The organism is Methylocystis sp. S23 (assembly GCF_054106005.1).
The window spans coordinates 2,311,624-2,334,305 of record NZ_CM134185.1 but is presented as its reverse complement, the minus strand read 5'-3'; the positions used below and the strand labels follow the sequence as shown (position 1 = coordinate 2,334,305).

Sequence of the window (22,682 nt, the reverse complement as noted above, 5' to 3'; positions counted from 1 at the left end):
CCGGCGGTCTGATCGCCCGCCGGACGGGGAAGGCCCTATTCGGCGGCGGTCTTGTATTTGTCGGCGTCGTCGTGATCGTCGCCCGGCTTGGACGCGGAATCTTCTTCCTTCGCCCCCTCGGAAGCGCTCGCCTCGCCCGTCTCGGCCGGCGGCGGCCCGACATCTTCCGCTTCGGCGTCCGGCGGCGTCGGCGGGGTCTTGAAGGCCGTCGCGGCCGTCGTGGTCTGCGGCGGCGGGTTGCGCCGGCGATGCACGAGATAGATGAGGAAGGCCGCGACGACGCCGAGGCCCAGGGTCACATAGACCGGCAGATCGCGCATGAAGGTGCGGTCGACCGAGAAGGGAAAGCGCGACACCCAGCGCTCGCCGTGATCGCCCGTCACGGTCACGATGCCGACGAAATAGCCGCCTTCCTTGAAGGTGTGCTCGAAATTCACCGTTCCGGTCGGATAGCTCTTGGGCGGCTGATAGGCCACCGTCACCGCCTCGAGATTTTCGTTCTCCTTGTCCTCGCCGCCCACATCCTTGACGATGCGGAGCTCGATCTTCATGTCGCGAAGCTCGTCCTGCTCCGCGTCGAGCACCATGATCATGGGGCCGGTGGAGGGAATGTCCTCGCAGAACTCATTCTTCGAGGCCTCGGGCAGATAGCCCGTGAAGTTCATGATGTCCGGCCCGATGAAGAGGCGGCAGCGGCCTTCGGCGGCGCCGAGCCGGCCATGCGCCTGCGCGGGCGCAGCCGAAAAAGCCGCGAAGGCGAGGCAGCCCGCGGCGGCAAGAAGCTTCAGCGGCTTCATGATTGTGTGAAACGAAGTCGAGGCGTCGTCACTCATCTTCTCCTCCTGGTCTCCGTGCGGCAAGGACACGCGACGCTCAGGAATTTCTCGCTTGCGCCGCGCAATTCCCCACCGCTCCCGGAGGGTCGGGCGACGCCGTTTCTCCGATGTTATCGCATTCCTTTACATGAGCAAGGGTGCGACAATCGGTCATCTATACTGCTTTGCAACATCAACGGCGACAGGGGGCCGCCCTCGCCGCGAGCGGCCGGGAAGGACCGGCCGGCGGGCGCGCAAGGCCGCAGGAGGCTCCGGCCCTGTCGATTGTGCAGGTGCGAAGGCTCGCCGCGAAAAACCGGGCGGCGCCGCTCACGCCGGGGCGGCGGGAACGCTCCTTTAAGCCTGGCGCCATCTTAACAAGAGTTCATCCGTTCGCATATTGCCTCGCCATCCGGGCCAAGCCATATTGCAGGGAGCCATAATGGTTGAGGCCACGGGCGAGGGCGGAACGCCGCGCGCCGGCCTTGGAGATCGAGAGGATCGCTATGTCTCATTACGACCGCAACACGAGCTTCGGCTACGGCCGCGGGGTCGCCCGGTCGACCACGGCCGAGATCGACGAGGGCCTGCGCAGCTATATGCTCGGCGTCTACAACTACATGACGCTCGGCCTCGCCGTGACGGGTCTCGTCGCGCTTGGCGTCTTCATGCTCGCCAATCCGCAATTCGTCGGCGGCAAGCTGGTGGCGCTGTCCCCCTTCGGCTCGATGATCTACACGACGCCGCTGCGCTGGATCATCATGTTCTCGCCGCTCGCCTTCGTCTTTTTCATCGGCGCGCGCGCGAATGCGATGTCGGCGGCGACGGCCCGCAACCTGTTCCTCGCCTTCTCGGCGGTGATGGGCCTGTCCATGTCGTGGATCCTGCTCGTCTTCACCGGCGCGTCGGTCGCCCGCGTCTTCTTCATCACCGCGGCGGCTTTCGGCGGCCTCAGCCTCTACGGCTACATGACGAAGCGCGACCTTTCGGCCTTCGGCTCCTTCCTCGTGATGGGCGTCTGGGGTCTTCTGATCGCCGGCCTCGTCAATCTGTTCCTGCAGTCGACCGGCCTTCAGTTCGCGCTTTCGATCCTGTCGGTTCTGATCTTCTCGGGCCTGACCGCCTGGGACACTCAGAACATCAAGGACATGTATTATGAAGGCGCCGGCTATGAGGCCACGCAGAAGATGAGCGTCTTCGGCGCGCTGTCGCTCTATCTCGACTTCATCAACATGTTCCAGTCGCTGATGTTCCTGCTCGGCAACCAGCGCAGCGAATAGACTGGACTTCCGGCCGGCGGCCCCGCTTCGGCGGGGCTCGGCGCCCTGACGCTTCGAGACGCCTGCCGGAGGTTCGCCGGCGAAGCCCCGCTTCGGCGGGGCTTCTTGCCGTTTATTCGGCGCCCACGAGGCTCAGCCCCCTGTCGAGCACGCGCAGCACGCGCGAGAGGTCATGCCCGCGGCGCATGACGAGGCCGCCCGCCGCGATCACGGCGTATTCTCCCTGCTTGCGGGCAAGCTCGGGGTTCTTCTCGATCCGATAGAGCGGCGCTTCGCTCGTCCGCCGGAAAACGGAGAACACGGCCCTGGCGGGCGTGAAATCAAGGGCGTAATCGCGCCATTCGCCCGAGGCCACCTTCGCCCCGTAGAGATTGAAAAGCGCGTTGAGCTCCCGCCGGTCGAAGGAAACCGGCGCCGCCGCGCGGCTTTCTCCCCGCCCCCTGTGCTGATCCTGCCCCGGTCGACCGGAGCCTGCCACGACAGTCAGGGCGGGCCTGGATCGGCTGGGCTCTGTCGTCTCCGACTCCGCCATGCGTCACCTCCAAATTTCTGTCATGTTTGCGCGATGGCGGCGCGAGGGCAAGCCTTCTCTTGTCATATGCGCGACATCTTGCGGCGGCGCGCGCCTTAACCGAAGCCGCCGTAAGCAAAATTCACATTTTCGCCTGCATTGAGCCCCTTGCACGTCAAACGCGTAGGCCAATATTTGTCCTCATTGCCGCGACCGGCTTTCGCACGCTTTTCCGGTTTTCGTCAGCCCCCCAGCCCCCCGGGATCGCGTGTTCGCAAGTCGATAAAGGCCGCGGCGATGGACGGGTCGGCCGGGAGCAATCCCGCGCCGACCCTGTCTTTTGAGCGGCCCGCCTTGCAATTTTCGCGTCGATGACGAACTGAGGGAGCGTGGCCGCAAGGCCGCCTTGTTTCCCTTTTTAATCAGACGCTCCCAAGGCGGAGCGTGACTGCATTTCGGAGACCACATGACCCACGACGCCGTCGCCGCCGAAGCGCCGCAGCAGTTCGGCTTCCAAGCGGATGTCGCGCAGCTTCTCGAATTGATGGCGCACTCCGTCTATTCGGAGCGCGAAGTCTTCCTGCGCGAGCTGATCTCCAACGCCGCCGACGCCTGCGAGAAGCTTCGCTACGAATCGCTCTCCAACGAAAGGCTCGCCGCCGAGGCGCGCGCGCCGCTCGTCACGATCACGCTCGACAAGGAGAATCGCCGGCTCACGATCGCCGACAACGGCGTGGGCATGTCGCGCGACGAGCTCATCGGCGCGCTCGGCGCCATCGCCAATTCCGGCACGCGCGCTTTCCTCGAGAAGCTCGGCAGGGAAAGCGAAGGCGAAGGCTCCTCGCTCATCGGGCGCTTCGGCGTCGGCTTCTACTCGGTCTTCATGGTCGCCGACCTCGTCGAGGTCGCGACGCGACGCGCCGGAGAAGACCAGGCCTGGCTATGGGCCTCGCAAGGCAAGGGAACCTATTCCATCGCGCCGCTCGCGCTCGAAGACGCGCCGCAAATCGGCGCGCGCGTGACGCTGCATCTCAACGCCGACAGCGACGAGTTTCTGGAGCCCTGGCGCATCGAGAGCGTCGTGCGCGAGCATTCGGGCGCCGTCTCGACGCCGATCGATCTCGTCGAGGCGCCGGGCCAGGAGCCGCGCCGCATCGCCGACGGCGTGGCGCTGTGGACGAGGCCCAAATCCGAGATCACGCAAGAGCAATATACGGATTTCTACCGCCAATTGTCGGGCGCCTTCGACGAGCCGGCCCTGATTGCGCATTGGCGCGCGGAAGGCCGCACGGAATATACGGTTCTCGCTTTCGTCCCGGGCGCCCGGCCCTTCGATCTCTTCGAGCCGTCCCGCAAGGGCAAGTCCAAGCTCTATGTGCGCCGCGTGCTCATCTCGCGCGACGTGGAGCTGCTCCCCGCCTTTCTGCGCTTTGTGCGCCTCGTGGTCGACAGCGCCGACATTCCGCTCAACGTCTCGCGCGAGATGGCGCAGAAGAGCCCGGTCGTCGCCTCGATCGGCAAGGCCGTGGCGACGCGCATTCTTCAGGAGCTCAGGAAGCTCGCCGAGAACGAGCCCGAGAAATTCGCGGGCGTCTGGGAGAATTTCGGCGCCGTGCTGAAGGAGGGCCTGCACGAGGATCCGAGCCGGCGCGACGATCTCTTCGCCATCGCGCGCTTCGCCTCGACGAAGTCCGAAGGCAAGACGCGCACGCTGAAGGATTACGTCGCCGATCTGCGCGAGAACCAGACCGCGATCTATTACATTACCGGCGACGACGCGAAGCGCCTGGCCGCGAGCCCGCAGCTCGAAGGCTTTCGCGCGCGGGGCGTCGAGGTTCTTCTGCTCGACGACGCGGTCGACGCCTTCTGGGTGACGAGCGCGCTGGGCTATGAGGGCAAGCCCTTCAAATCCGTCACGCAGGGCGCGGCCGACATCGACCTCGTTCCGCTTGCGGAAGGGGCGAAGGACGAAGCGCCGCCCGCGGCGGATGTCGGCGATCTTATCGCCGCGCTGAAGGAGACGCTCGCCGATTCGATCGAAGACGCGCGCGTTTCGACGCGTCTGACGGAAAGCGCCGCCTGTCTCGTCGCCTCCGACAAGGGGCTCGATCGGCAGCTCGCGCGCATTCTCGAGGAGAGCGGGCAGAAGGGGCTCCTCGGCAAGCCGGTGCTCGAGATCAACGCCAAGCACCCCGCCGTCGCCGCGCTGCTGGCGAGCCTGCGCGACAGGGGCCGCGACGGCGCGGCGGACGGGATGCATCTGCTGCTCGACCTCGCCCGCGTCGCGGACGGCGAGCGGCCGGTCGATCCCGCCGCCTTCGCCAAGCGCCTTTCCGCTCTCCTTGCAAAGGGCGGGTGAGCGCAAGTGGGCGGCGACCCCGCAACCCGCCCTGCCGGGCCCGAGGCGCCGACCTCGCGCGCGCAGGCGATCGCCGAGGTCGCGGCCTATCTCGCCGAAAGCGGAGTCGAGCCCGGCGAGGCGCAGGAGGACGCCCGCGCGCTTCTGCGCGCCGCCGCCGGGCTCACGCGCCTGCAGCTCGCAATGTCGCCGCAGGCGCCGCTCTCGGACGAGGAGGCGGACCGCCTGTCGCATTACGCCGCAAGACGCGCCGCGCGCGAGCCCGTGTCGCGCATCCTGGGCGAGCGCGGCTTCTGGACGCTCGATCTCGTCGTCGCGCCCAATGTGCTCGATCCGCGCGCGGATACGGAGACGCTGGTCGAGACGGCCCTGGCGCTGATCGAGAAGCGCGACGCGCCGCTCGACCTTCTCGATCTCGGCAGCGGCTCGGGCGCCGTCGTCTGCGCGCTGCTCAGCGAATTGCCCCGCGCGCGGGGCGTCGCGGTCGATCTCTCGCCCGACGCCTGCGCCGCGACGGCGACGAATCTCGCGCGCTGCGGCCTCGCCAATCGCGCCCGCGTCGTGCGCGGCCGCTGGGGCGAGTCGCTGGCGGGCCCTTACGACGTCATCGTCTCCAATCCGCCCTATGTGCGGGCCGCGGCGATTCCCGCGCTCGATCCGGAGGTGCGGCTCTACGATCCCGCGCTCGCGCTCGACGGCGGAACGGACGGGCTCGACTGCTATCGCGAAATTGTCGCTGATCTGCCGCGCCTGCTGAAATGCGACGGAATTGTCGCTTTCGAGGTCGGCTCGGATCAGGCGGTCAGCGTCGCCGCGCTCCTCGGCGACAAGGGATTCAGCGTCGCGCGCGTGGGCCGCGACGCGGGCGGGCGCGACCGGGCGGTCGCCGCGCGCCAGGCGCCGCCGCGTTCGTGACATATTGGCTACAGTACGGGGTTTTCGGAGACCCCGCGCAACGCCGCACTTGGCTGAGGGGGGTGCAGCCTCTATAGTCCGACCTATATCAGCTAGACGAAATCGAGATGGGGATCTCGACAATTTCCGGGTCCGCCTCGCGAGCGGGTCGCCCAGGACAGGCCGGCAAAGGCTGGCGTGTAAGCTGCATGATCCAGGTGGAGTAAGGCCACGTCGACCGTCGCGGCGTGCATCCTTTGAAGATGCGCGACTGTCGAAGTCCGCCAGATTCGTCATGAAACGACCGCTCCGAGGGGCGCCGGTCGTCAATGCGCCGGATAGGATCGCGCAGCGGCAAGCGACAGGACCGGAGACTTGAACGCGGGCGCGGCCAGGCGCCTCACCAACGATCGTTTTGCGCGCGCGGCGGATGGCCGCAGGCCTGACGATCTCTTTCAACGGGAAGATCGGCGCGGCGTCGACCCGCCGGTTTTGAGTCTTTCACGCGCGAGGCGCGCGAAGCTTTCGGGGGAGTGGATGAGACCAGGACAAAACAAGAGAATGCGGGGGCGCAGCGGCCGAAAAGGCCCCAACCCGCTGACCCGCTCCTATGAATCGAACGGCCCGGACGTCAAAATCCGCGGCACCGCCCAGCATATTGCCGAGAAATATCTGCAGCTTGCGCGCGACGCGCAGTCCTCCGGCGACACGATCATGGCCGAGAGCCTGTTGCAGCACGCCGAGCATTATTTCCGGCTGATCGCCGCCGCCCAGGTCGCCCAGCAGCAGGCGAACGGCTTCGGCCGCCCGCAGATGGAGGCGGAGGCCGAGATGGAGGACGACGACGATTTCGCCGCCCTGCCCGACCGTTTCGCGCCGCTCTCCGAGCGCTTGCCGCCGACGGTCTATCAGGCGCAGCCGCAGCCCTTCATGCCGCAGCAGCCGCCGCAGCCGCATTTCACGCAGCCGCAGCCCCAGCCGCAGCCCTATGAGGAGCGCCCCATCGGCGAGATGCGCGGCGAGCGCCAGGAAAGGATGGATCGGCCCGAGCGGATGGAGCGCGGCGAGCGTCCGCCGCGTCCCGAGCGCCCGCCCTTCCGCGAGCGCGGCAATGAGGGCGAGCCGCGCCGGTTCGAGCGCAATCGCGACCGCCGCTTCCAGCGTCCGGGGCCGGAGGCGAATGACGAGCCGGCGCCCGGCCTGCCTTCCTTCATCACCGCGCCCCCGGCCCGACCGGTCGTCGCGGAGACGGAAGCGCCCGAGGCGGGCTTCGCCCCGGCCGCCGAGCGCCAGCCGGCGCGCGAGCATGAGGGCGTGAACTTCCACTTGAGCTCGCGCCGCCGCCGCCGCCCGCGTCCGCAGCTCGAGGAATCGGCCGGCGAGACCCGCGAGGAAGCCGCCCCGCAGCCGAGCGAGCTGCCTATCGAGCCGGACCGGTTCTGACGCCGCATGACGGCGGGAGAGCCGCCTTCGGGCGGCTCTTTCGTTCAGACGAGGCTCATTGCGTCGCCGATGGCGACGCGCCCGCCCTTTTCGATGCGCGCATAGACGCCGCAGTCGATATGGCCGAAATTCATGCGCAGCGTCTGCACCAAATCCATGTCGCGCCTGCCCGTCCCCGGCTCGACGCCCGTCGCCGCGCAGCGATCGGTCATCTTCAGCACTTCCAGGGTGGCGCCGCCGATTCGCAATCTGCGCCCCGGCCAGGACGCCTCCGCCCAGGCGGCCGCGCCCTCGACATAGAGATTGCCGCGAAAGCGCAGCGGATCGACCTCGGCGCCCTGCGCCTTCCCGATCTCGGCGCAGCTCGCGAGATTGACGAGCGAGACGAAGCCGGCTTTCGAATCGGTGAAGCGGAAGCCGGTCGGGGCTTCGAGCAGCCGCACCGGGCCGCGCACCTCCGGCTCGCCGACGAAGCCGCTCAGAAAGGCCTCGATGGCCGCCCGGCCCGCGCTGGTCCGCAGATCGCCCCTGGCGACCTCCCGACCGTCCCTGGAGACCGACAGCGCGCCCGAGGATTCGTCATAGCGCGTCACGAGCCCCGCCAGTGCGGCGTTCTTCATGAGCATCAGGAATTTGATCTTGGGCTGATGCTCCGGCGCGGCGGCCTCGAAGCCCGAGGGGCCGTTCTCCAGCGCGAAGAGCCGGTCGCAGGGAAAATAGCCGCCGGTCGGGAGATCGGCCGAGTCGAGCGGCTCCGGCGAGAGACCCTTGACGGGGTAGCGGTAGAGGCGGGCGAGGCGCATGGCGGGCTCCAAACGGCGATTCGTCGGAGCCTCAAGGCGGCGAGAGCGGCGCGATTGTCAAGGCGCGCGCCTCGGCCACGCTCAGATCCGCGGATTGGCGGCGCCCTCACTTCCCGCCAAAACGATCCGCGATCTCCTGCGCCTCCTTCACCAGCGCCGGGAAGAAGGCTTCCTTCGGCGCGCGCTCCATATTGCAGGCGCGATAGTCCCGGTCGCCTTTCTCCTGCTCCGCCGTGGAGGAATTGAAGAGCTTCTCGTCCTTCGCGCCGCCGGCCTCATATTTCTTCAAAATGGCCTCGGCCTTCTGCTCGGCTTCCCGCCACACCGCCTCGCAGGCGGAAATGAGCTTGAACTTTTCCGCGCTCTGCGTCGCGATATAGACCTTCCCGTCCCGGCGAACCGCGACGACAATCTCCTGATTGGGGTTGGGGCCGATGTCCTGCGCCCAGCCGCCGAGCAGCGCGACGGCGAAGCGCGCCCCTTCCGGCTTCGCGATCGGCAGGTCGGCGGTCTTGGTGAGGGCGGCGTCCTCGCTGATCGCATAGGTGTAGAATTCGTCATTCGCCAGCGCCTCGTCGATCGAGGGCGGCGTCTTGCTTTTCTTCGTCCACCACTCCTCGGGCTTGGCGATCCATTTCGTCGCGAGGCCGTCCGTCGTCACATAGACCTGCGGGCCGTCCTCGCCCTTGGCGAAGCGCAGCGCGTCGAGACCGCCGCCGCCCACCTCATTGTCGGAAAGGGAGCCGAGCGCGATCTTGCCTTTCGCCGGATAGGGCTTGATCTCGAGATCGCCGATGATCGCCTGGAGGCGCTTCTCCAGATCGGCGAGCGCCTTCCCGCTCATCTTGCTCGTATCGGCTCCGGGCGTCTTCGCCTCGATCTTCTTGATCTTGGCGATCGCCGCGTCCCGCGCCGCGATATAGTCCTCCTCGGGCGCGCCGGCGACGGCCGCGAGGCTGAACAGAATGACGGGCATGGCGAAAGGCGCTGGTCTCATACGATCCCCCCAATTCGTCCTGTTGCCGGACCTTGGATGCGATCATAGGCGCGCCCTGGCCAAACGGCCAGCAGCCTGAATCGACCGAGAACGCTCCCTTGCACGGGTGGCGCGGGCGCCGCGAAATTGCTACAAGCTGGCGGCGCGCGGCCGACGCATGTTCGGCGCCGCCTTTCGGAAGGCCCTTTCTCGATGCGTAGCGCCAGAATCGAGCGCAACACCAAGGAAACAGCGATCGCCGTCGCCGTCGATCTCGATGGCGCGGGCAAATCCGACATTTCGACGGGAATCGGCTTTTTCGACCATATGCTCGATCAGATCGCCCGCCATGCGCCGCTCGACCTGACGGTGCTGGCGAAGGGCGATCTGCACATAGACGGTCACCACACGGTGGAGGATGTCGGCCTCGCTCTCGGCCGGGCGGTGGACGAGGCGCTCGGCGACCGGAAGGGAATCGCCCGCTATGGCGACGCCCATGTGCCGCTCGACGAGGCGCTGACCCGCGTCGTCGTGGATGTGTCGGGGCGCCCCTTTCTCGTCTATGAGGTGAATTTTCCGTCCGAGCGCATCGGCGAATTCGACACGGAGCTGATGCGCGAATTCTTCCAGGCCTTCGCGGTCCAGGCCCGCATCGGGCTGCACATAGACAGCCTCAAGGGCGTCAACAGCCATCATATCGCCGAAAGCGCCTTCAAGGGTTTCGCCCGCGCCTTCGGCAAGGCGGTGGCGATCGATCCGCGCCGCGTCCAGGGCGAGGCGCCCTCCACCAAGGGCACGCTGACCGCCTGACCGGCGGCCGGCGGGAAGCGTCCAGTCGAGGAGGGAAAGCCCGTGGCTGTTTTCACCGTTCATCTGCCGCCCGCCGGGACGTCCGAGCCCGAGAAGATCCGGTTCCTGCGTGACGGATTTTCGACGCCGGCTTTCCTCTTCGGCCCTTTCTGGCTCCTGTGGAAGCGCGCCTGGCTTCCGGCGATCGGCTGGACGCTTCTGCTCGTCCTGATCGGCGGCTCGGGGGCGCTGCTCAAAATGCCGCGGGACGCCATGTCGCTTCTCGGCGTCGCCGCCGCGCTGATCCTCGGCTTCGAGGGCGACCGGCTTCTCGCATGGTCCTTGCAGCGGCGCGGCTATGTCGAAGGCGATGTGGTGATCGCCGACAATGAGGACGAAGCCGAGGAGGTCTATTTCGGCCGCCTGCGCGCGGCCTCCCCCGAAACGATTCCCGCGGAGAGCGGCGCTTGACGACGGTCATCATCGATTACGGCTCCGGCAATCTGCACTCGGCGCAGAAGGCCTTCGAGCGCGCCGCGCGTGAAGCGGCCCTCGGCGGCGCGATCAAAGTGACGAACGATCCGGAAGCGGTGCGCGGCGCCGATCGCATCGTGCTGCCGGGCGTCGGCGCCTTCGCCGATTGCCGCGGCGGCCTGCTCGCCCTCCCCGGCCTCTATGACGCGCTTCAGGAAGCCGTGATCGCGCGCGGCCGGCCCTTCCTCGGCATTTGCGTCGGCATGCAGCTCATGGCGGCGCGCGGGCTGGAGCATGGCGAGACGCCCGGCCTCGACTGGATCGGCGGCGATGTCGTCGCCATTCAGCCGAAAGGCCCGTCGTTCAAAATCCCGCATATGGGCTGGAACACGCTCGCGCTCACGCGCGCGCATCCAGTCTTCTCGGGCGTTCCCACGGGCGAGAACGGCCTGCACGCCTATTTCGTCCACTCCTATCATCTGACGCCGTCCGAGCCCGCCCATGTGCTCGCGACGACCGATTACGGCGCGCCGCTCACGGCGTCCGTCGCGCGCGACAATCTCGTCGGCGTCCAGTTCCATCCCGAAAAGAGCCAGAGGCTCGGCCTCGCGCTCATCGCCAATTTCCTGAGGTGGCGTCCGTGATTCTCTTTCCCGCGATCGATCTGAAGGAAGGCCAGTGCGTCCGTCTCGCGCAAGGCGATATGGACCGCGCCACGGTCTTCAACGACGATCCCGCCGAACAGGCCCGCGCCTTCGAGCGCCAGGGCTTCGAATATCTGCATGTGGTCGATCTCGACGGCGCCTTCGCCGGCGCGCCGCGCAACGCCGGCGCCGTGGAGGCGATCCTCGGCGCGCTGACGATTCCGGTACAGCTCGGCGGCGGCATTCGCGACATGCGAACGCTCTCCGGCTGGCTGGAGAAGGGCGTCGCGCGCGTCATCATCGGCACGGCGGCGGTGAAGGACCCGTCCTTCGTGCGCGAGGCCGCGCGGGTCTATCCGGGCCGCGTGGCGGTCGGGATCGACGCCAAGGACGGCATGGTCGCCGTCGACGGCTGGGCGCGCACAACGCGCATGTCGGCGCTCGATCTGGGCAAGAGCTTCGAGGACGCGGGCGTCGCCGCCATCATCTACACGGACATCTCGCGCGACGGAATTCTCACCGGGCTGAACATCGAGCAGACCCTGGCGCTCGCAAATGCGCTGACCATCCCCGTCATCGCCTCCGGCGGCCTTGCCTCGCTCGCCGACATCGAGCGTCTCGTGCAGCCCGACTGCGCCAGGCTCGCCGGCGCCATTACCGGGCGCGCGCTTTATGATGGGCGGCTCGATCCCAGGGAGGCGCTGGCGCTGATCAGGAAGGCGCGGGCGAAATGAAACCGGCGGCAAGCCAACTGCACGAATGCTGGTCGCGAGCAAATCCCTCCCCTTTACGGGGAGGGTGGCCCCGCCGTAAGGCGGGGTCGGGTGGGGTAAGGCCCCGACTATCGCTATCGCCGCCAGAACCCCACCCGGCGGCCGGCGGCCGCCGACCTCCCCGTAAAGGGGAGGTATGGGGATCGCGACGCAGATTGCTGGTTCCGAGGTAGACTGATGCTCAAAGCCCGCGTCATTCCCTGCCTCGACGTGAAGGAAGGCCGCGTCGTCAAGGGCGTCAATTTCGTCGATCTGCGCGACGCCGGCGATCCCGTCGAATGCGCCATCGCCTATGACGCCGCCGGCGCCGACGAATTGTGCTTTCTCGACATCACCGCGAGCCACGAAAATCGCGGCATTCTGCTCGATGTCGTGCGGCGCACGGCGGAGGCCTGCTTCATGCCGCTCACCGTCGGCGGCGGCGTGCGCACGCTGGACGACATTCGCAATCTGCTGCTCGCCGGCGCCGACAAGGCGTCGATCAACACGGCCGCCGTGTCGAACCGGCAATTCGTGCGCGAGGCGGCGGAGAAGTTCGGCGCGCAATGCATCGTGGTCGCCATCGACGCGAAGCAGGTCGGGCCCGGCAAATGGGAGATCTTCACCCATGGCGGGCGCCGGCCGACCGGCATCGACGCCGTGGAATACGCCCGCGAGGTGACGGCGCTGGGCGCCGGGGAAATCTTGCTCACCTCCATGGATCGCGACGGGGCCAAGACCGGCTTCGACATCGCGCTCACGCGCGCCGTGGCCGACGCCGTGAGGGCGCCGGTCATCGCCTCGGGCGGCGTGGGCAATCTCGATCACCTCGTCGCCGGCATTCGCGAAGGCCACGCCACGGCCGTCCTCGCCGCGTCGATCTTCCATTTCGGCGAATATACGATTCCGCAGGCGAAGCGCCATATGGCGGCGGCGGGCCTGCCGATGCGGTTGGATGGTTTGGAGAAGGTGGGATGATAGTTGTCGATTCGCAGGGGACCCCCTCCCTGACCCTCCCCCTTTCAGGGAGAGGGAACGAACACATCGATCCGCGGCGCCTCCCCCTGAAAGGGGGAGGGTCGGGGTGGGAATCGTCATGGGCGAAGCATGGAGCCCGCCGATGACCTTCACCCTTGACGACCTCGCCGCGCTCGTCAAATCGCGCCGCGGCGACAGCGCTTCGAATTCCTACACCAGGCAGCTCTTCGACGCAGGCGTGCCGCGCATTTCGAAGAAGTTCGGCGAGGAGGCGTTCGAGGCCGTCATCGCCGCGATGGCGGGCGACAAAAAGGCGCTCACAAGCGAAGCCGCCGACGTGCTCTATCATCTGCTGGTGCTGCTCGAAGCAAGCGACGTGGCGCTCGCCGACGTCGTCGCCGAGCTTGGCCGCCGCACCGCGCAATCCGGCCTTGCGGAGAAGGCCGCACGCGGAGCGCCACAGTGATCGAACCCGGTCCGCGAGAAAACGGCTTGATCTCGCCCTATCGCCGTTTCACGCGCGCCGAATGGGCGAGCCTGCGCGCCGACACGCCGCTGACGCTGACGCTCGAGGATCTGACGCGGCTCAAATCCGTGGGCGATCCGATCTCGCTCGAGGAAGTGATCGAAATCTATCTGCCGCTGTCGCGCCTGCTCGCGCTTTACGTCGCGGCGACGCAAGGCCTGTTCAAGGCGACGCAGCGCTTTCTGGGCGCCGAGGACGGCAAGGTGCCTTACATTATCGGCGTCGCGGGCTCGGTGGCGGTGGGCAAGTCCACGACGGCGCGCATCCTCAAGGCGATGCTGTCGCGCTGGCCCAATACGCCGAAAGTCGAGCTCATCACGACGGATGGATTTCTTCTCCCCAACGCCGTGCTCGAACGCGAGGGCCTGATGGAGAAGAAGGGCTTTCCCGAAAGCTACGACAACCGCGCGCTGCTGCGTTTTCTCTCGGCCGTCAAAGCGGGGCAGCGCCATGTCTGCGCGCCGGTCTATTCGCATCTCGTCTACGACGTGCTGCCCGGCGAGACGACATGCGTCGACGGTCCCGACATTCTCATCGTGGAAGGCGTCAACGTCCTCGCCGCGCGCCCCTCGCGACAGCCGAAGGAAATTCCCTTCGTTTCGGACTTCTTCGACTTCTCGGTCTATCTCGACGCGAGCGAGGAGATACTGGAGCGCTGGTATGTCGAGAGGTTCCTGCGCCTGCGCGAAACGGCCTTCCGCGACCCGCGCTCTTACTTTCGCAAATACGCCGATCTCTCCGACGAGGAGACGGTGCGCGTCGCGAAGGATATCTGGACGCGCATCAATCTCGAAAATCTGCGCCAGAACATCGCGCCGACGCGGCCGCGCGCGAGCCTGATTTTGACGAAAGGCGCGGATCACCGGATCGAGGAAGTGGCGCTGCGGAAGCTGTAAACCTCTCCCCGCCTGCGGGGAGAGGCCGAGCGAAGCGAGGGCGAGGGCGAAGCGTCCGCTTGAACGATCCGGCAATTCGCTGAGCTTTGCCCCTCACCCCAGCCCTCTCCCCGCGACGCGGGGCTACCGCATTCACACATCTTGGTTGCATGTGGCCTGGGCGTCTGATTCCATTTGAAGGAATCGGAGGGACGGACGATGGACGGACGGACGCTGGGTCGCTTTGGCGACGCGCGACTGGAAAAGGGGGCCTTTCTGCTTTCCCGGCTGGTGGCGGAGGGCGGCGGGGGCATACGCATTCGTCGGCTCGGCGGCGACCGGGCCGGTGAGATTAAGATCACGCGCTTTCTTCGCAATCGGGCGGTGACCGGCGCGGAGATGTTCGCCACGGCGGCCGCGCGCGCGTCGGCGCGTTGCGCCGGGCGCGCGGTCCTGGCGATACAGGACACGACGGTCGTCAAGTCCGAGGGCGGCGGCGGGCTCTATCTGCATCCGACCCTCGTCGTCGACGCCGAGGACGGTTCGATCGTGGGTCTGGCGCACGCGCAGTTCCTTGAACGCGCGACGGGACGCAAGGCGGATCGGCGTCAGCGGCCGATCGAGGACAAGGAAAGCCGGCGCTGGCTGGAGGGCGCGGCGGCGGCGGCGAAAGTTTGCGCTTTGGCGCGCGAGGTCACGGTCGTGGCCGATCGCGAGAGCGATATTTATTCCGCCTTCGCGCGGCGCCCGCCGGGAGTTCACCTCCTCGTGCGCGCCGCGCAGGACCGCGCGCTGGAGGATGGCGAGCGGCTGTTTGCGCGCCTGGATGCGCTGGAGGAGGCCGGGCGGGCGACGCTGTCGCTTCCGGCGAGGCCCGGACGGCCGGCGCGCGAAGCGACACTGGCCGTCCGGCATGGGCGCTTTGATCTCGCGCGGCCCCGGAACGGCGCGGCCCAGAACGACCCCTCGACGATCGCGGTCCATCTCGTCGACGTGCGCGAGATCGACCCGCCCCCAGGCGAAAACGTCCATTGGCGTCTGATCACGACGCGCCCCGTCGACCGCCTCGCGCAAGCGCTCGAGGTCGTCGATCTGTATCGACGCCGTTGGGCGATCGAGCAGTTGTTCCGCACGATGAAGACCGGCGGCTTCGACATCGAGGCCGTGCGGATGGAAGACGACGCGCCGCGCCAGACCCTGGCGGCCGCGACGTTGATCGCGGCCGTGACGATCCAACAACTCGTCCACGCCCGGGACGGCGGCGACCCGCAACGTCTGCGCCCGCTCCTCGACGCCTTCGAGCCCAAGGACCAACCGCTGCTGGAAGCCTATTGCGCCACCCTCGAAGGCAAGACGCAGCGTCAGAAGAACCCACATCCGCGAGGGTCCCTGGCCTATGCGTCCTGGGTGCTCGCCCGCCTCGGCGGCTGGACCGGCTATTACGGAAAACCCGGCCCCGTCGTCATGCTCGCCGGATGGCTCAAATTCCAGCACGGAAAATACGCCATCGCCGTCACCCAACCAACGCCGCCGCTAACCAACACAGATGTGTGAATCTGCTAGGCGACGCGGGGAGAGGGAGCAACATCCAACGTCATTGCGAGGAGCGAAAGCGACGAAGCAATCCAGAGCCGTGGCGCGGCTCCTGGATTGCTTCGCTCCGCTCGCAATGACGATGGAATAGTCGGAAACTCTCCCCGCAGGGGGAAACAGAAAGCGAGAGCCTTCGGGCTTAATCCCTCCCCTTGCGGGACCGTAAAGGGGAGGGATGTGGCGGCGCGCTGTGTCGATCCGCCCCGAACGCTTACGCGTTTCCCACCGTCCGCAGCACCGGCTTTGCCGGTCCATGCGTCGGCTTGCCGTCGATCGTCAGCGCGGCGCCCTCGGCGGAGATCTCCACCGTCGCGCCGTCCACGATCTCGCCGGCGAGCAGCCGCTCGGCCAGCGTATCCTGCAACTCCTTCTGCAAGACGCGCTTCAAGGGACGCGCGCCGTAAGCCGGATCGTAGCCTTTCGCCGCGAGCCAGTCGCGCGCCTTGCCGTCCAGATGCAGCGTGATCTTGCGATCCTCCAGGAGCTTCTGGAGACGCTTCGCCTGGATGTCGACGATCGCGCCCATATCCTCGCGCCGCAGGCGGTGGAACAGGATGATCTCGTCGACGCGGTTCAGGAACTCGGGACGGAAATGCGAACGCACCACCGACATCACCTCGTCATGGACCGCGGTCGAATCCTCGCCCTCCTTCTGCATCACCAGGAATTCGGCGCCGAGATTCGACGTCATGATGATGAGCGTGTTCTTGAAGTCGACCGTACGGCCCTGGCCGTCCGTCAGGCGCCCGTCGTCGAGCACCTGCAGCAGCACATTGAACACGTCCGGATGCGCCTTCTCGATCTCGTCGAAGAGCACGACCTGATAGGGCCGGCGGCGAACCGCTTCCGTCAGCGCGCCGCCTTCCTCATAGCCGACATAGCCGGGCGGCGCGCCGATGAGGCGGGCGACCGAGTGCTTCTCCATATATTCGGACATGTCGAGGCGCACCATCGCGGTCTCGTCGTCGAAGAGGAAGTTCGCGAGCGCCTTGGTGAGCTCCGTCTTGCCGACGCCGGTCGGGCCGAGGAAGATGAAGCTGCCGATGGGCCGGTTCGGGTCCTGCAAGCCGGCGCGGGCGCGGCGCACGGCGGTCGAGACCGCCTCCACCGCCTCGCGCTGCCCGACGACGCGCTTCGCGAGCTCCTCCTCCATATGGAGAAGCTTCTCGCGTTCGCCCTCCAGCATCTTGTCGACCGGCACGCCCGTCCAGCGCGACACCACCTGTGCAATGTCGTTCGCCGTCACGGCCTCCTCGATCAGCGCGCCCTTGCCCTCGGCCGCCTCGGTTTCCGCGAGCTTCTTCTCGAGGTCCGGGATGACGCCATAGGTCAATTCGCCCGCGCGCTGATATTCGCCGCGGCGCTGCGCCTGGGCGAGTTCGTTGCGCGCATGCTCCAACTGCTCCTTGAGCTTCTGGGCGCTGCCGAGCTTGTCCTTCTCCGCCTTCCAGCGCGCGGTGAGCGACGCCGATTTCTCTTCGAGATCGGCAAGCTCGCCCTCTAACTTCGCGAGCCGATCCTTCGACGCCGGATCGGTCTCCTTCTTCAGGGCCTCCTGCTCGATCTTGAGCTGGATGATGCGGCGGTCGAGCTCGTCAAGCTCCTCGGGCTTGGAGTCGATCTGCATGCGCAGGCGCGACGAGGCTTCGTCCACAAGGTCGATCGCCTTGTCGGGCAGGAAACGGTCGGAGATGTAGCGGTTGGACAAAGTCGCCGCCGCCACGATCGCGCTATCCGTGATGCGCACGCCGTGATGCATCTCGTATTTTTCTTTCAGCCCGCGCAGAATCGAGATCGTGTCCTCGACCGTCGGCTCGTCGACGAAGACGGGCTGGAAGCGACGGGCCAGCGCCGCGTCCTTCTCCACATGCTTGCGATATTCGTCGAGCGTGGTCGCGCCGACGCAATGCAGCTCGCCGCGCGCAAGCGCGGGCTTCAGCAGGTTGGACGCGTCCATCGCGCCGTCCGCCTTGCCGGCGCCGACCAGCGTGTGCATTTCGTCGATGAAGAGGATGATCCTGCCCTCGGCGGCCGTGATCTCGTTAAGCACGGCCTTGAGGCGCTCCTCGAACTCGCCGCGATATTTCGCGCCGGCGATGAGCGCGCCCATGTCGAGCGCGAGCAGCTTTTTATCCTCCAACGATTCCGGCACGTCGCCATTGACGATGCGCAGCGCAAGCCCTTCGACGATCGCCGTCTTGCCGACGCCGGGCTCGCCGATCAGCACGGGATTGTTCTTCGTGCGGCGCGACAGCACCTGCACGGTGCGGCGAATCTCTTCGTCGCGGCCGATCACCGGATCGAGCTTGCCCTCGCGCGCCGCTTCGGTGAGGTCGCGGGCGTATTTCTTGAGCGCGTCATACTGGTTCTCGGCCGAAGCCGTATCGGCCGTGCGGCCCTTGCGCAGATCCTCGATCGCGGCGTTCAGCGTCTGCGGCGTCACGCCCGCGTCGCGCAGGATCTTCGCGGCCTCGGTGTCCTTCTCCATCGCCAGCGCCAGCAGCAGGCGCTCGACGGTGACGTAGGAATCGCCTGCCTTCTGCGCGATCTTCTCGGCATTGGCGAAAAGCCGCGCCGTCGCGGGCGCGAGATAAAGCTGCCCGGCGCCGGCGCCGCCGACCTTTGGGAGCTTGGCCAGCGCGGCCTCGGTCTTCGCCAGCGCCTCGCGCGAACGCCCGCCCGCGCGGTCGATGAGACCGGCGGAAAGCCCCTGCTCGTCGTCGAGCAAAACCTTCAGAATATGCTCGGGCGTGAATTGCTGATGGCCCTCGCGCGTGGCGAGGCTTTGCGCGCTCTGCACGAATCCGCGCGCGCGTTCGGTATATTTCTCGAAATTCATCTTTCCCCTCGTGACCTTCGAGGCATGCCCTCTTGCGAGCGGCGCGCCCTGCGTCTGATTTTTCCAGCCCCTTTCGGCGGCCTTCGGAAACGATATGGGAGCGGACGCCCGGAGTTGAAGAGGCGCGGGGCCGAAGCGCAGCCGCGACAAAGGGGCGCGGAACCGCCGTCCCTTCCCAGGGAGGGTCACGCCGAAGGCGCGGGGCCGGCGACGCCGCAAATGATTGACGCGCGAGAAGGCTTCTCGCATCAGGAATGCGGCCATCGAAATCTCGGCGCATGCCGCAGTCTTGCCCCTCACCCCGACCCTCTCCCCGCAAGCGGGGAGAGGGGGACGATCGCCATCTCGGGTGGGGGCCGCGCCGCGATAAGAATGCACGACGCCGAGCAGGTCCCCGCCCCGCCCTTGCTCAAGCCGCCTCAAGCCCCTACATCCGCGAGACATATTGCGCGGGAAGGCAAGAATGGAAAGCGAAGGCGCGAAGTCGCCCCTCATGCATGCGACGACCATCATATTGGTGAAAAAGCAGGGCGAGACCGTCATCGCCGGCGACGGCCAGGTGAGCCTCGGCCAAACCATCATGAAGGGCAACGCCAAAAAGGTGCGCCGCCTCGGCAAGGGCGACGTCATTGCCGGCTTCGCGGGCGCCACCGCCGACGCCTTCACGCTTTTCGAGCGGCTCGAATCCAAGCTCGAGCAATATCCCGGACAGCTCATGCGCGCCTGCGTGGAGCTCGCCAAGGACTGGCGCATGGACCGCTATCTGCGCCGGCTGGAGGCGATGATGCTGGTCGCGGACAGGCAGGTGGGGCTCGTGCTGACGGGCTCCGGCGACGTGCTGGAGCCGGAGGCGACCGAGGGCGGCGCCGTCGCGGCCATCGGCTCGGGCGGCAATTACGCGCTCGCCGCCGGCCGCGCCCTGATCGACACGCCGGCCGACGCCGAGACCATCGCCCGCCGCGCGATGAACATCGCCGCCGACATCTGCGTCTATACGAACCACAACATCGTGGTGGAGAAAATCTGATGGCCGATTTCTCGCCGCGCGAGATCGTTTCCGAGCTCGACCGCTACATTGTCGGGCAGCATGAAGCCAAGCGCGCCGTCGCGATCGCGCTGCGCAACCGCTGGCGCCGCCTGCAACTCGAAGGGCAGATGCGCGAAGAGGTGATGCCCAAGAACATTCTCATGATCGGCCCGACGGGCTGCGGCAAGACGGAGATCGCGCGGCGCCTCGCCAAGCTCGCCAACGCGCCCTTCCTCAAGATCGAGGCGACGAAATTCACCGAGGTCGGCTATGTCGGCCGCGACGTGGAGCAGATCGTCCGCGACCTGATCGAGGTCGCGCTCGTGATGGTCAAGGAGAGACGCCGCAAGGACGTTCAGGCCCGCGCCGAGAAGGCGGCCGAAGAGCGCGTCCTCGACGCGCTTGTGGGCCCCGCCTCCTCGCCCGCGACGCGCGAGACCTTCCGCAAGCGTCTGCGCGACGGCGAGCTGGGCGATAAGGAGATCGAGGTCGAATTGCAGCAGTCGGGCGGCGCCATGCCGATGTTCGAACTGCCGAACATGCCCGGCGGCGGCTCCGTGTCGGCCTTCTCCCTCGGCGATATTTTCGGCAAGATGCAGCGCGGCAAGCCGCGTCGGCTCACCGTGAACGAGGCGCATGGACCGCTCGTCGCGGAGGAGAGCGACAAGCTCATCGACCAGGAGGCGAGCGTCCGCGAAGCGATCCACGAAGTCGAGAATAACGGCATCGTCTTCATCGACGAGATGGACAAGATCTGCGCGCGCGAGGGCCGCGGCGGCGCCGACGTCTCGCGCGAGGGCGTGCAGCGCGACCTGCTGCCGCTCATCGAAGGCACGACGGTCGCGACCAAGCACGGGCCGGTGAAGACCGACCATGTGCTCTTCATCGCGTCGGGCGCCTTCCATGTCGCCAAGCCCTCGGATCTGCTGCCCGAATTGCAGGGCCGCCTGCCGATCCGCGTGGAGCTGGCCTCGCTCAACGAGGAGGATTTCCGCCGTATTCTCACCGAGACGGAAGCCTGCCTCACCAAGCAATATGTGGCGCTGATGGGGACGGAAGGCGTGACGCTGGAATTCGCGCCCTCCGCCGTCGACGCCGTCGCCAAGGTCGCCGTGGCGGTCAACACTTCGGTCGAGAATATCGGCGCGCGCCGCCTGCAAACGGTGATGGAGCGCGTGCTCGACGAGATCAGCTTCTCGGCCTCCGACCGCGCGGGCGAGACGGTCGTCATCGACGGGGAATATGTCGAGAAGCATATCGGCGATCTCGCAAAGAACCGGGATTTGAGCCGGTTTATTCTGTAAACAGGCGCCCTCCCTCTCCCGCTTGCGGGAGAGGGACATCCCCGCACTTGCGCCGAAGGCCGCGCATTGTCATAACCGCCGCCAAAGTCCTCAACCCGCGACGGCGATCCCATGTCCAACTTTCCGCAGCGCGTCTTTTCCGGCGTGCAGTCGACCGGCAATCTGCATCTCGGCAATTATCTCGGCGCCATCGTCAAATTCGTCGAATTGCAGAAGGCCTTCGAGTGCCTTTATTGCGTCGTCGACCTGCACGCCATCACCGTGCCCCAGGACCCGCTCGAGCTGCGCAACAATACGCGCGAGATCGCGGCGGCCTTCCTCGCCTGCGGCATCGATCCGAAGAAGAACATCGTCTTCAACCAGAGCCAGGTCGCCGAGCACGCGGAACTCGCCTGGGTGCTGAATTGCGTCGCGCGCATCGGCTGGCTGAACCGCATGACGCAGTTCAAGGACAAGGCCGGCAAGGACCGCGAGAACGCCTCCATGGGCCTTCTCGACTATCCGGTGCTGATGGCCGCCGACATTCTCATCTATCGCGCGACGCATGTGCCGGTCGGCGACGACCAGAAGCAGCATCTCGAGCTTGCGCGCGACATTGCGCAGAAGTTCAACAACGACTTCGGCGCGTCGATCGAGCGCAACGGCTTCGGCGGCGCTTTCTTCCCGCTGCCCGAGCCGCTGATTTCCGGCCCCGCGACGCGCGTGATGAGTCTGCGCGACGGCACGAAGAAAATGTCGAAATCGGACGCCTCCGATTATTCGCGCATCAATCTCTCCGACGACGCCGATCAAATCGCGCAGAAGGTGAAAAAGGCCAAGACCGATCCCGAGCCCCTGCCCTCCGAGGAAAAGGGCCTCGAGGGCCGGCCCGAGGCGGACAATCTCGTCGGCATCTTCGCCGCGCTCTCCGGACGCGCCAAGGCGGACGTGCTGGCCGAGTTTGGCGGCGCGAACTTCTCCACCTTCAAGAACGCGCTCGTCGATCTCGCCGTCGCGAAGCTGTCGCCGATCACCGGCGAATTGCGCCGCATCCGCGAGGATGAGGGTTATGTCGACACGGTGCTGCGCGACGGCTCCGAACGCGCCCGCGCCATCGCCCGCGAGAATATGAACGCGGTGAAGGATATTGTGGGCTTCTTGAGGTAATTCCCCCGTCATTGCGAGCGAAGCGAAGCAATCCAGCGCCGCGTAGAGGCCGCTGGATTGCTTCGTCGCTTACGCTCCTCGCAATGACGGATCCGAAATCGCGTAAACAATAAGCTTGAACTGTTGGCGCCCAATACCTCCCCTTTACGGGGAGGTCGGCGGTCGAAGACCGCCGGGTGGGGTTCGCGCCGCCATTACATTGATGGAGCGTTACCCCACCCGACCCCGCTTCGCGGGGCCACCCTCCCCGTGAAGGGGAGGGATTAGCTCACGCCAGCGTTCACCCAATTGCCCTGCTCTCGATCGCCCGAATGCTGTCCGCAATATGCGCGAGATAGACGCTGTCGGTTTTCACAAGGCGAGCGCTTCCCGGTCGATAATCGGTTTGAGAAACGGGCTGACGCCCAGAGAAGTGACGAGATCAACCCTGCGGCCCGTCAAAGCCTCAAGCTCCTCCGCGAGTGCGAGGTAGTCGCCGAAGCCCCGGTCCTCGGCGAGATCGATGAGAATGTCGACGTCGCTAGTCGGAGTGTCTTCACGGCGAACGACCGAACCGAAAAGCCTGATGTTGGACGCGCCGTGCCGCCGCGCGGCGGCGACGAGCTCTGAACGTTTCGCATGCAGGGAGCCGAGTAGCGGCATATGTAACCTTTC

The 22,682-nt window shown here is 66.6% G+C and carries 21 protein-coding genes; 15 read left to right on the top strand and 6 right to left on the bottom strand.

The window, feature by feature from the left end:
• Positions 1-35 precede the first annotated feature (35 nt).
• Positions 36-833: a hypothetical protein gene (locus ACV7JP_RS11535; RefSeq protein ID WP_457795825.1), complete on the bottom strand. Its 798-nt coding sequence runs from the start codon at positions 831-833 to the stop codon at positions 36-38.
• A 488-nt stretch (positions 834-1,321) separates the two neighbouring features.
• Here ACV7JP_RS11535 and ACV7JP_RS11530 point away from each other — a divergent pair, with 488 nt between their 5' ends.
• The gene (locus ACV7JP_RS11530) at positions 1,322-2,095 is read left to right on the top strand and encodes a Bax inhibitor-1/YccA family protein (RefSeq protein ID WP_457795824.1); all 774 of its coding nucleotides are present in this window, start codon (positions 1,322-1,324) and stop codon (positions 2,093-2,095) included.
• A gap of 112 nt (positions 2,096-2,207) precedes the next feature.
• Here the strand turns inward: ACV7JP_RS11530 and ACV7JP_RS11525 are convergent, their stop codons facing one another.
• Positions 2,208-2,627, bottom strand: a complete 420-nt coding sequence (locus tag ACV7JP_RS11525) for a DUF2794 domain-containing protein (protein ID WP_457795823.1) — start codon at positions 2,625-2,627, stop codon at positions 2,208-2,210.
• Between the two features lie 445 nt (positions 2,628-3,072).
• Here ACV7JP_RS11525 and htpG point away from each other — a divergent pair, with 445 nt between their 5' ends.
• The 3 genes from htpG (at position 3,073) to ACV7JP_RS11510 (ending at position 7,302) form a co-directional block, all read left to right on the top strand.
• Positions 3,073-4,965, top strand: a complete 1,893-nt coding sequence (gene htpG / locus ACV7JP_RS11520) for a molecular chaperone HtpG (RefSeq protein ID WP_457795822.1) — start codon at positions 3,073-3,075, stop codon at positions 4,963-4,965.
• Positions 4,966-4,971: 6 nt separating this feature from the next.
• The gene (gene prmC, locus ACV7JP_RS11515; protein ID WP_457795821.1) at positions 4,972-5,880 is read left to right on the top strand and encodes a peptide chain release factor N(5)-glutamine methyltransferase; all 909 of its coding nucleotides are present in this window, start codon (positions 4,972-4,974) and stop codon (positions 5,878-5,880) included.
• Between the two features lie 540 nt (positions 5,881-6,420).
• Positions 6,421-7,302: a DUF4167 domain-containing protein gene (locus tag ACV7JP_RS11510; protein ID WP_457795820.1), complete on the top strand. Its 882-nt coding sequence runs from the start codon at positions 6,421-6,423 to the stop codon at positions 7,300-7,302.
• 44 nt (positions 7,303-7,346) lie between these two features.
• Here ACV7JP_RS11510 and ACV7JP_RS11505 read toward each other — a convergent pair whose 3' ends face one another.
• Both ACV7JP_RS11505 and ACV7JP_RS11500 read right to left on the bottom strand, forming a co-directional pair.
• Positions 7,347-8,105, bottom strand: a complete 759-nt coding sequence (locus ACV7JP_RS11505) for an MOSC domain-containing protein (protein WP_457795819.1) — start codon at positions 8,103-8,105, stop codon at positions 7,347-7,349.
• Between the two features lie 106 nt (positions 8,106-8,211).
• Positions 8,212-9,102: a hypothetical protein gene (locus tag ACV7JP_RS11500; protein ID WP_457795818.1), complete on the bottom strand. Its 891-nt coding sequence runs from the start codon at positions 9,100-9,102 to the stop codon at positions 8,212-8,214.
• Between the two features lie 192 nt (positions 9,103-9,294).
• On the opposite strand from ACV7JP_RS11500, the gene hisB reads away from it, so the two are divergent.
• From hisB to ACV7JP_RS11460, 8 genes are all read left to right on the top strand, one after another.
• The gene (hisB, locus tag ACV7JP_RS11495; RefSeq protein WP_457795817.1) at positions 9,295-9,891 is read left to right on the top strand and encodes an imidazoleglycerol-phosphate dehydratase HisB; all 597 of its coding nucleotides are present in this window, start codon (positions 9,295-9,297) and stop codon (positions 9,889-9,891) included.
• Between the two features lie 42 nt (positions 9,892-9,933).
• Positions 9,934-10,341 carry a DUF2628 domain-containing protein gene (locus tag ACV7JP_RS11490; RefSeq protein ID WP_457795816.1) on the top strand — a complete coding sequence of 136 codons (408 nt, stop codon included), beginning with the start codon at positions 9,934-9,936 and terminating at the stop codon, positions 10,339-10,341.
• Positions 10,338-10,988 (top strand): imidazole glycerol phosphate synthase subunit HisH, encoded by a 651-nt coding sequence (gene hisH, locus ACV7JP_RS11485; RefSeq protein WP_457795815.1) that lies wholly within the window; start codon positions 10,338-10,340, stop codon positions 10,986-10,988. The genes ACV7JP_RS11490 and hisH overlap by 4 nt, the downstream gene beginning before the upstream one ends.
• Positions 10,985-11,722, top strand: coding sequence for a 1-(5-phosphoribosyl)-5-[(5-phosphoribosylamino)methylideneamino]imidazole-4-carboxamide isomerase (gene hisA / locus ACV7JP_RS11480; protein WP_457795814.1), 738 nt, complete (start codon positions 10,985-10,987; stop codon positions 11,720-11,722). Before hisH ends, hisA begins: the two co-directional genes overlap by 4 nt.
• A 216-nt stretch (positions 11,723-11,938) precedes the next feature.
• Positions 11,939-12,718: an imidazole glycerol phosphate synthase subunit HisF gene (gene hisF / locus ACV7JP_RS11475; RefSeq protein WP_457795813.1), complete on the top strand. Its 780-nt coding sequence runs from the start codon at positions 11,939-11,941 to the stop codon at positions 12,716-12,718.
• Positions 12,719-12,860: 142 nt separating this feature from the next.
• The gene (locus tag ACV7JP_RS11470; RefSeq protein ID WP_457795812.1) at positions 12,861-13,184 is read left to right on the top strand and encodes a phosphoribosyl-ATP diphosphatase; all 324 of its coding nucleotides are present in this window, start codon (positions 12,861-12,863) and stop codon (positions 13,182-13,184) included.
• Entirely contained in the window at positions 13,181-14,140 is a 960-nt protein-coding gene (gene coaA, locus ACV7JP_RS11465; protein WP_457795811.1) for a type I pantothenate kinase, read from the top strand. Before ACV7JP_RS11470 ends, coaA begins: the two co-directional genes overlap by 4 nt.
• Positions 14,141-14,338: 198 nt before the next feature.
• Entirely contained in the window at positions 14,339-15,673 is a 1,335-nt protein-coding gene (locus ACV7JP_RS11460; protein WP_457795810.1) for an IS4 family transposase, read from the top strand.
• Positions 15,674-15,923: 250 nt separating this feature from the next.
• On the opposite strand, the gene clpB is transcribed toward ACV7JP_RS11460, so the two are convergent.
• Positions 15,924-18,551: an ATP-dependent chaperone ClpB gene (clpB, locus tag ACV7JP_RS11455; protein ID WP_457795809.1), complete on the bottom strand. Its 2,628-nt coding sequence runs from the start codon at positions 18,549-18,551 to the stop codon at positions 15,924-15,926.
• Between the two features lie 463 nt (positions 18,552-19,014).
• Between clpB and hslV the strand changes: the two genes are divergently transcribed.
• The 3 genes from hslV (at position 19,015) to trpS (ending at position 22,028) form a co-directional block, all read left to right on the top strand.
• Positions 19,015-19,578, top strand: a complete 564-nt coding sequence (hslV, locus tag ACV7JP_RS11450; RefSeq protein ID WP_457795808.1) for an ATP-dependent protease subunit HslV — start codon at positions 19,015-19,017, stop codon at positions 19,576-19,578.
• Positions 19,578-20,882, top strand: a complete 1,305-nt coding sequence (gene hslU / locus ACV7JP_RS11445) for an ATP-dependent protease ATPase subunit HslU (RefSeq protein ID WP_457795807.1) — start codon at positions 19,578-19,580, stop codon at positions 20,880-20,882. Before hslV ends, hslU begins: the two co-directional genes overlap by 1 nt.
• Before the next feature lie 111 nt (positions 20,883-20,993).
• Positions 20,994-22,028 (top strand): tryptophan--tRNA ligase, encoded by a 1,035-nt coding sequence (trpS, locus tag ACV7JP_RS11440; RefSeq protein ID WP_457795806.1) that lies wholly within the window; start codon positions 20,994-20,996, stop codon positions 22,026-22,028.
• A 351-nt stretch (positions 22,029-22,379) separates the two neighbouring features.
• Here trpS and ACV7JP_RS11435 read toward each other — a convergent pair whose 3' ends face one another.
• Positions 22,380-22,670 (bottom strand): nucleotidyltransferase family protein, encoded by a 291-nt coding sequence (locus tag ACV7JP_RS11435; RefSeq protein ID WP_457795805.1) that lies wholly within the window; start codon positions 22,668-22,670, stop codon positions 22,380-22,382.
• Positions 22,671-22,682: the final 12 nt, after the last annotated feature.

Excerpts from the sequence above, each read along its gene's own strand:
- clpB (WP_457795809.1), bottom strand. The coding sequence starts at position 18,551 with ATGAATTTCGAGAAATATACCGAACGCGCGCGCGGATTCGTGCAGAGC.
- ACV7JP_RS11470 (WP_457795812.1), top strand. The coding sequence starts at position 12,861 with ATGACCTTCACCCTTGACGACCTCGCCGCGCTCGTCAAATCGCGCCGC.
- ACV7JP_RS11435 (WP_457795805.1), bottom strand. The coding sequence starts at position 22,670 with ATGCCGCTACTCGGCTCCCTGCATGCGAAACGTTCAGAGCTCGTCGCC.
- ACV7JP_RS11505 (WP_457795819.1), bottom strand. The coding sequence starts at position 8,105 with ATGCGCCTCGCCCGCCTCTACCGCTACCCCGTCAAGGGTCTCTCGCCG.
- ACV7JP_RS11530 (WP_457795824.1), top strand. The coding sequence starts at position 1,322 with ATGTCTCATTACGACCGCAACACGAGCTTCGGCTACGGCCGCGGGGTC.
- htpG (WP_457795822.1), top strand. The coding sequence starts at position 3,073 with ATGACCCACGACGCCGTCGCCGCCGAAGCGCCGCAGCAGTTCGGCTTC.
- ACV7JP_RS11460 (WP_457795810.1), top strand. The coding sequence starts at position 14,339 with ATGGACGGACGGACGCTGGGTCGCTTTGGCGACGCGCGACTGGAAAAG.
- hslU (WP_457795807.1), top strand. The coding sequence starts at position 19,578 with ATGGCCGATTTCTCGCCGCGCGAGATCGTTTCCGAGCTCGACCGCTAC.
- ACV7JP_RS11535 (WP_457795825.1), bottom strand. The coding sequence starts at position 833 with ATGAGTGACGACGCCTCGACTTCGTTTCACACAATCATGAAGCCGCTG.
- ACV7JP_RS11510 (WP_457795820.1), top strand. The coding sequence starts at position 6,421 with ATGCGGGGGCGCAGCGGCCGAAAAGGCCCCAACCCGCTGACCCGCTCC.
- hslV (WP_457795808.1), top strand. The coding sequence starts at position 19,015 with ATGGAAAGCGAAGGCGCGAAGTCGCCCCTCATGCATGCGACGACCATC.
- ACV7JP_RS11500 (WP_457795818.1), bottom strand. The coding sequence starts at position 9,102 with ATGAGACCAGCGCCTTTCGCCATGCCCGTCATTCTGTTCAGCCTCGCG.
- ACV7JP_RS11525 (WP_457795823.1), bottom strand. The coding sequence starts at position 2,627 with ATGGCGGAGTCGGAGACGACAGAGCCCAGCCGATCCAGGCCCGCCCTG.
- trpS (WP_457795806.1), top strand. The coding sequence starts at position 20,994 with ATGTCCAACTTTCCGCAGCGCGTCTTTTCCGGCGTGCAGTCGACCGGC.
- hisB (WP_457795817.1), top strand. The coding sequence starts at position 9,295 with ATGCGTAGCGCCAGAATCGAGCGCAACACCAAGGAAACAGCGATCGCC.
- hisF (WP_457795813.1), top strand. The coding sequence starts at position 11,939 with ATGCTCAAAGCCCGCGTCATTCCCTGCCTCGACGTGAAGGAAGGCCGC.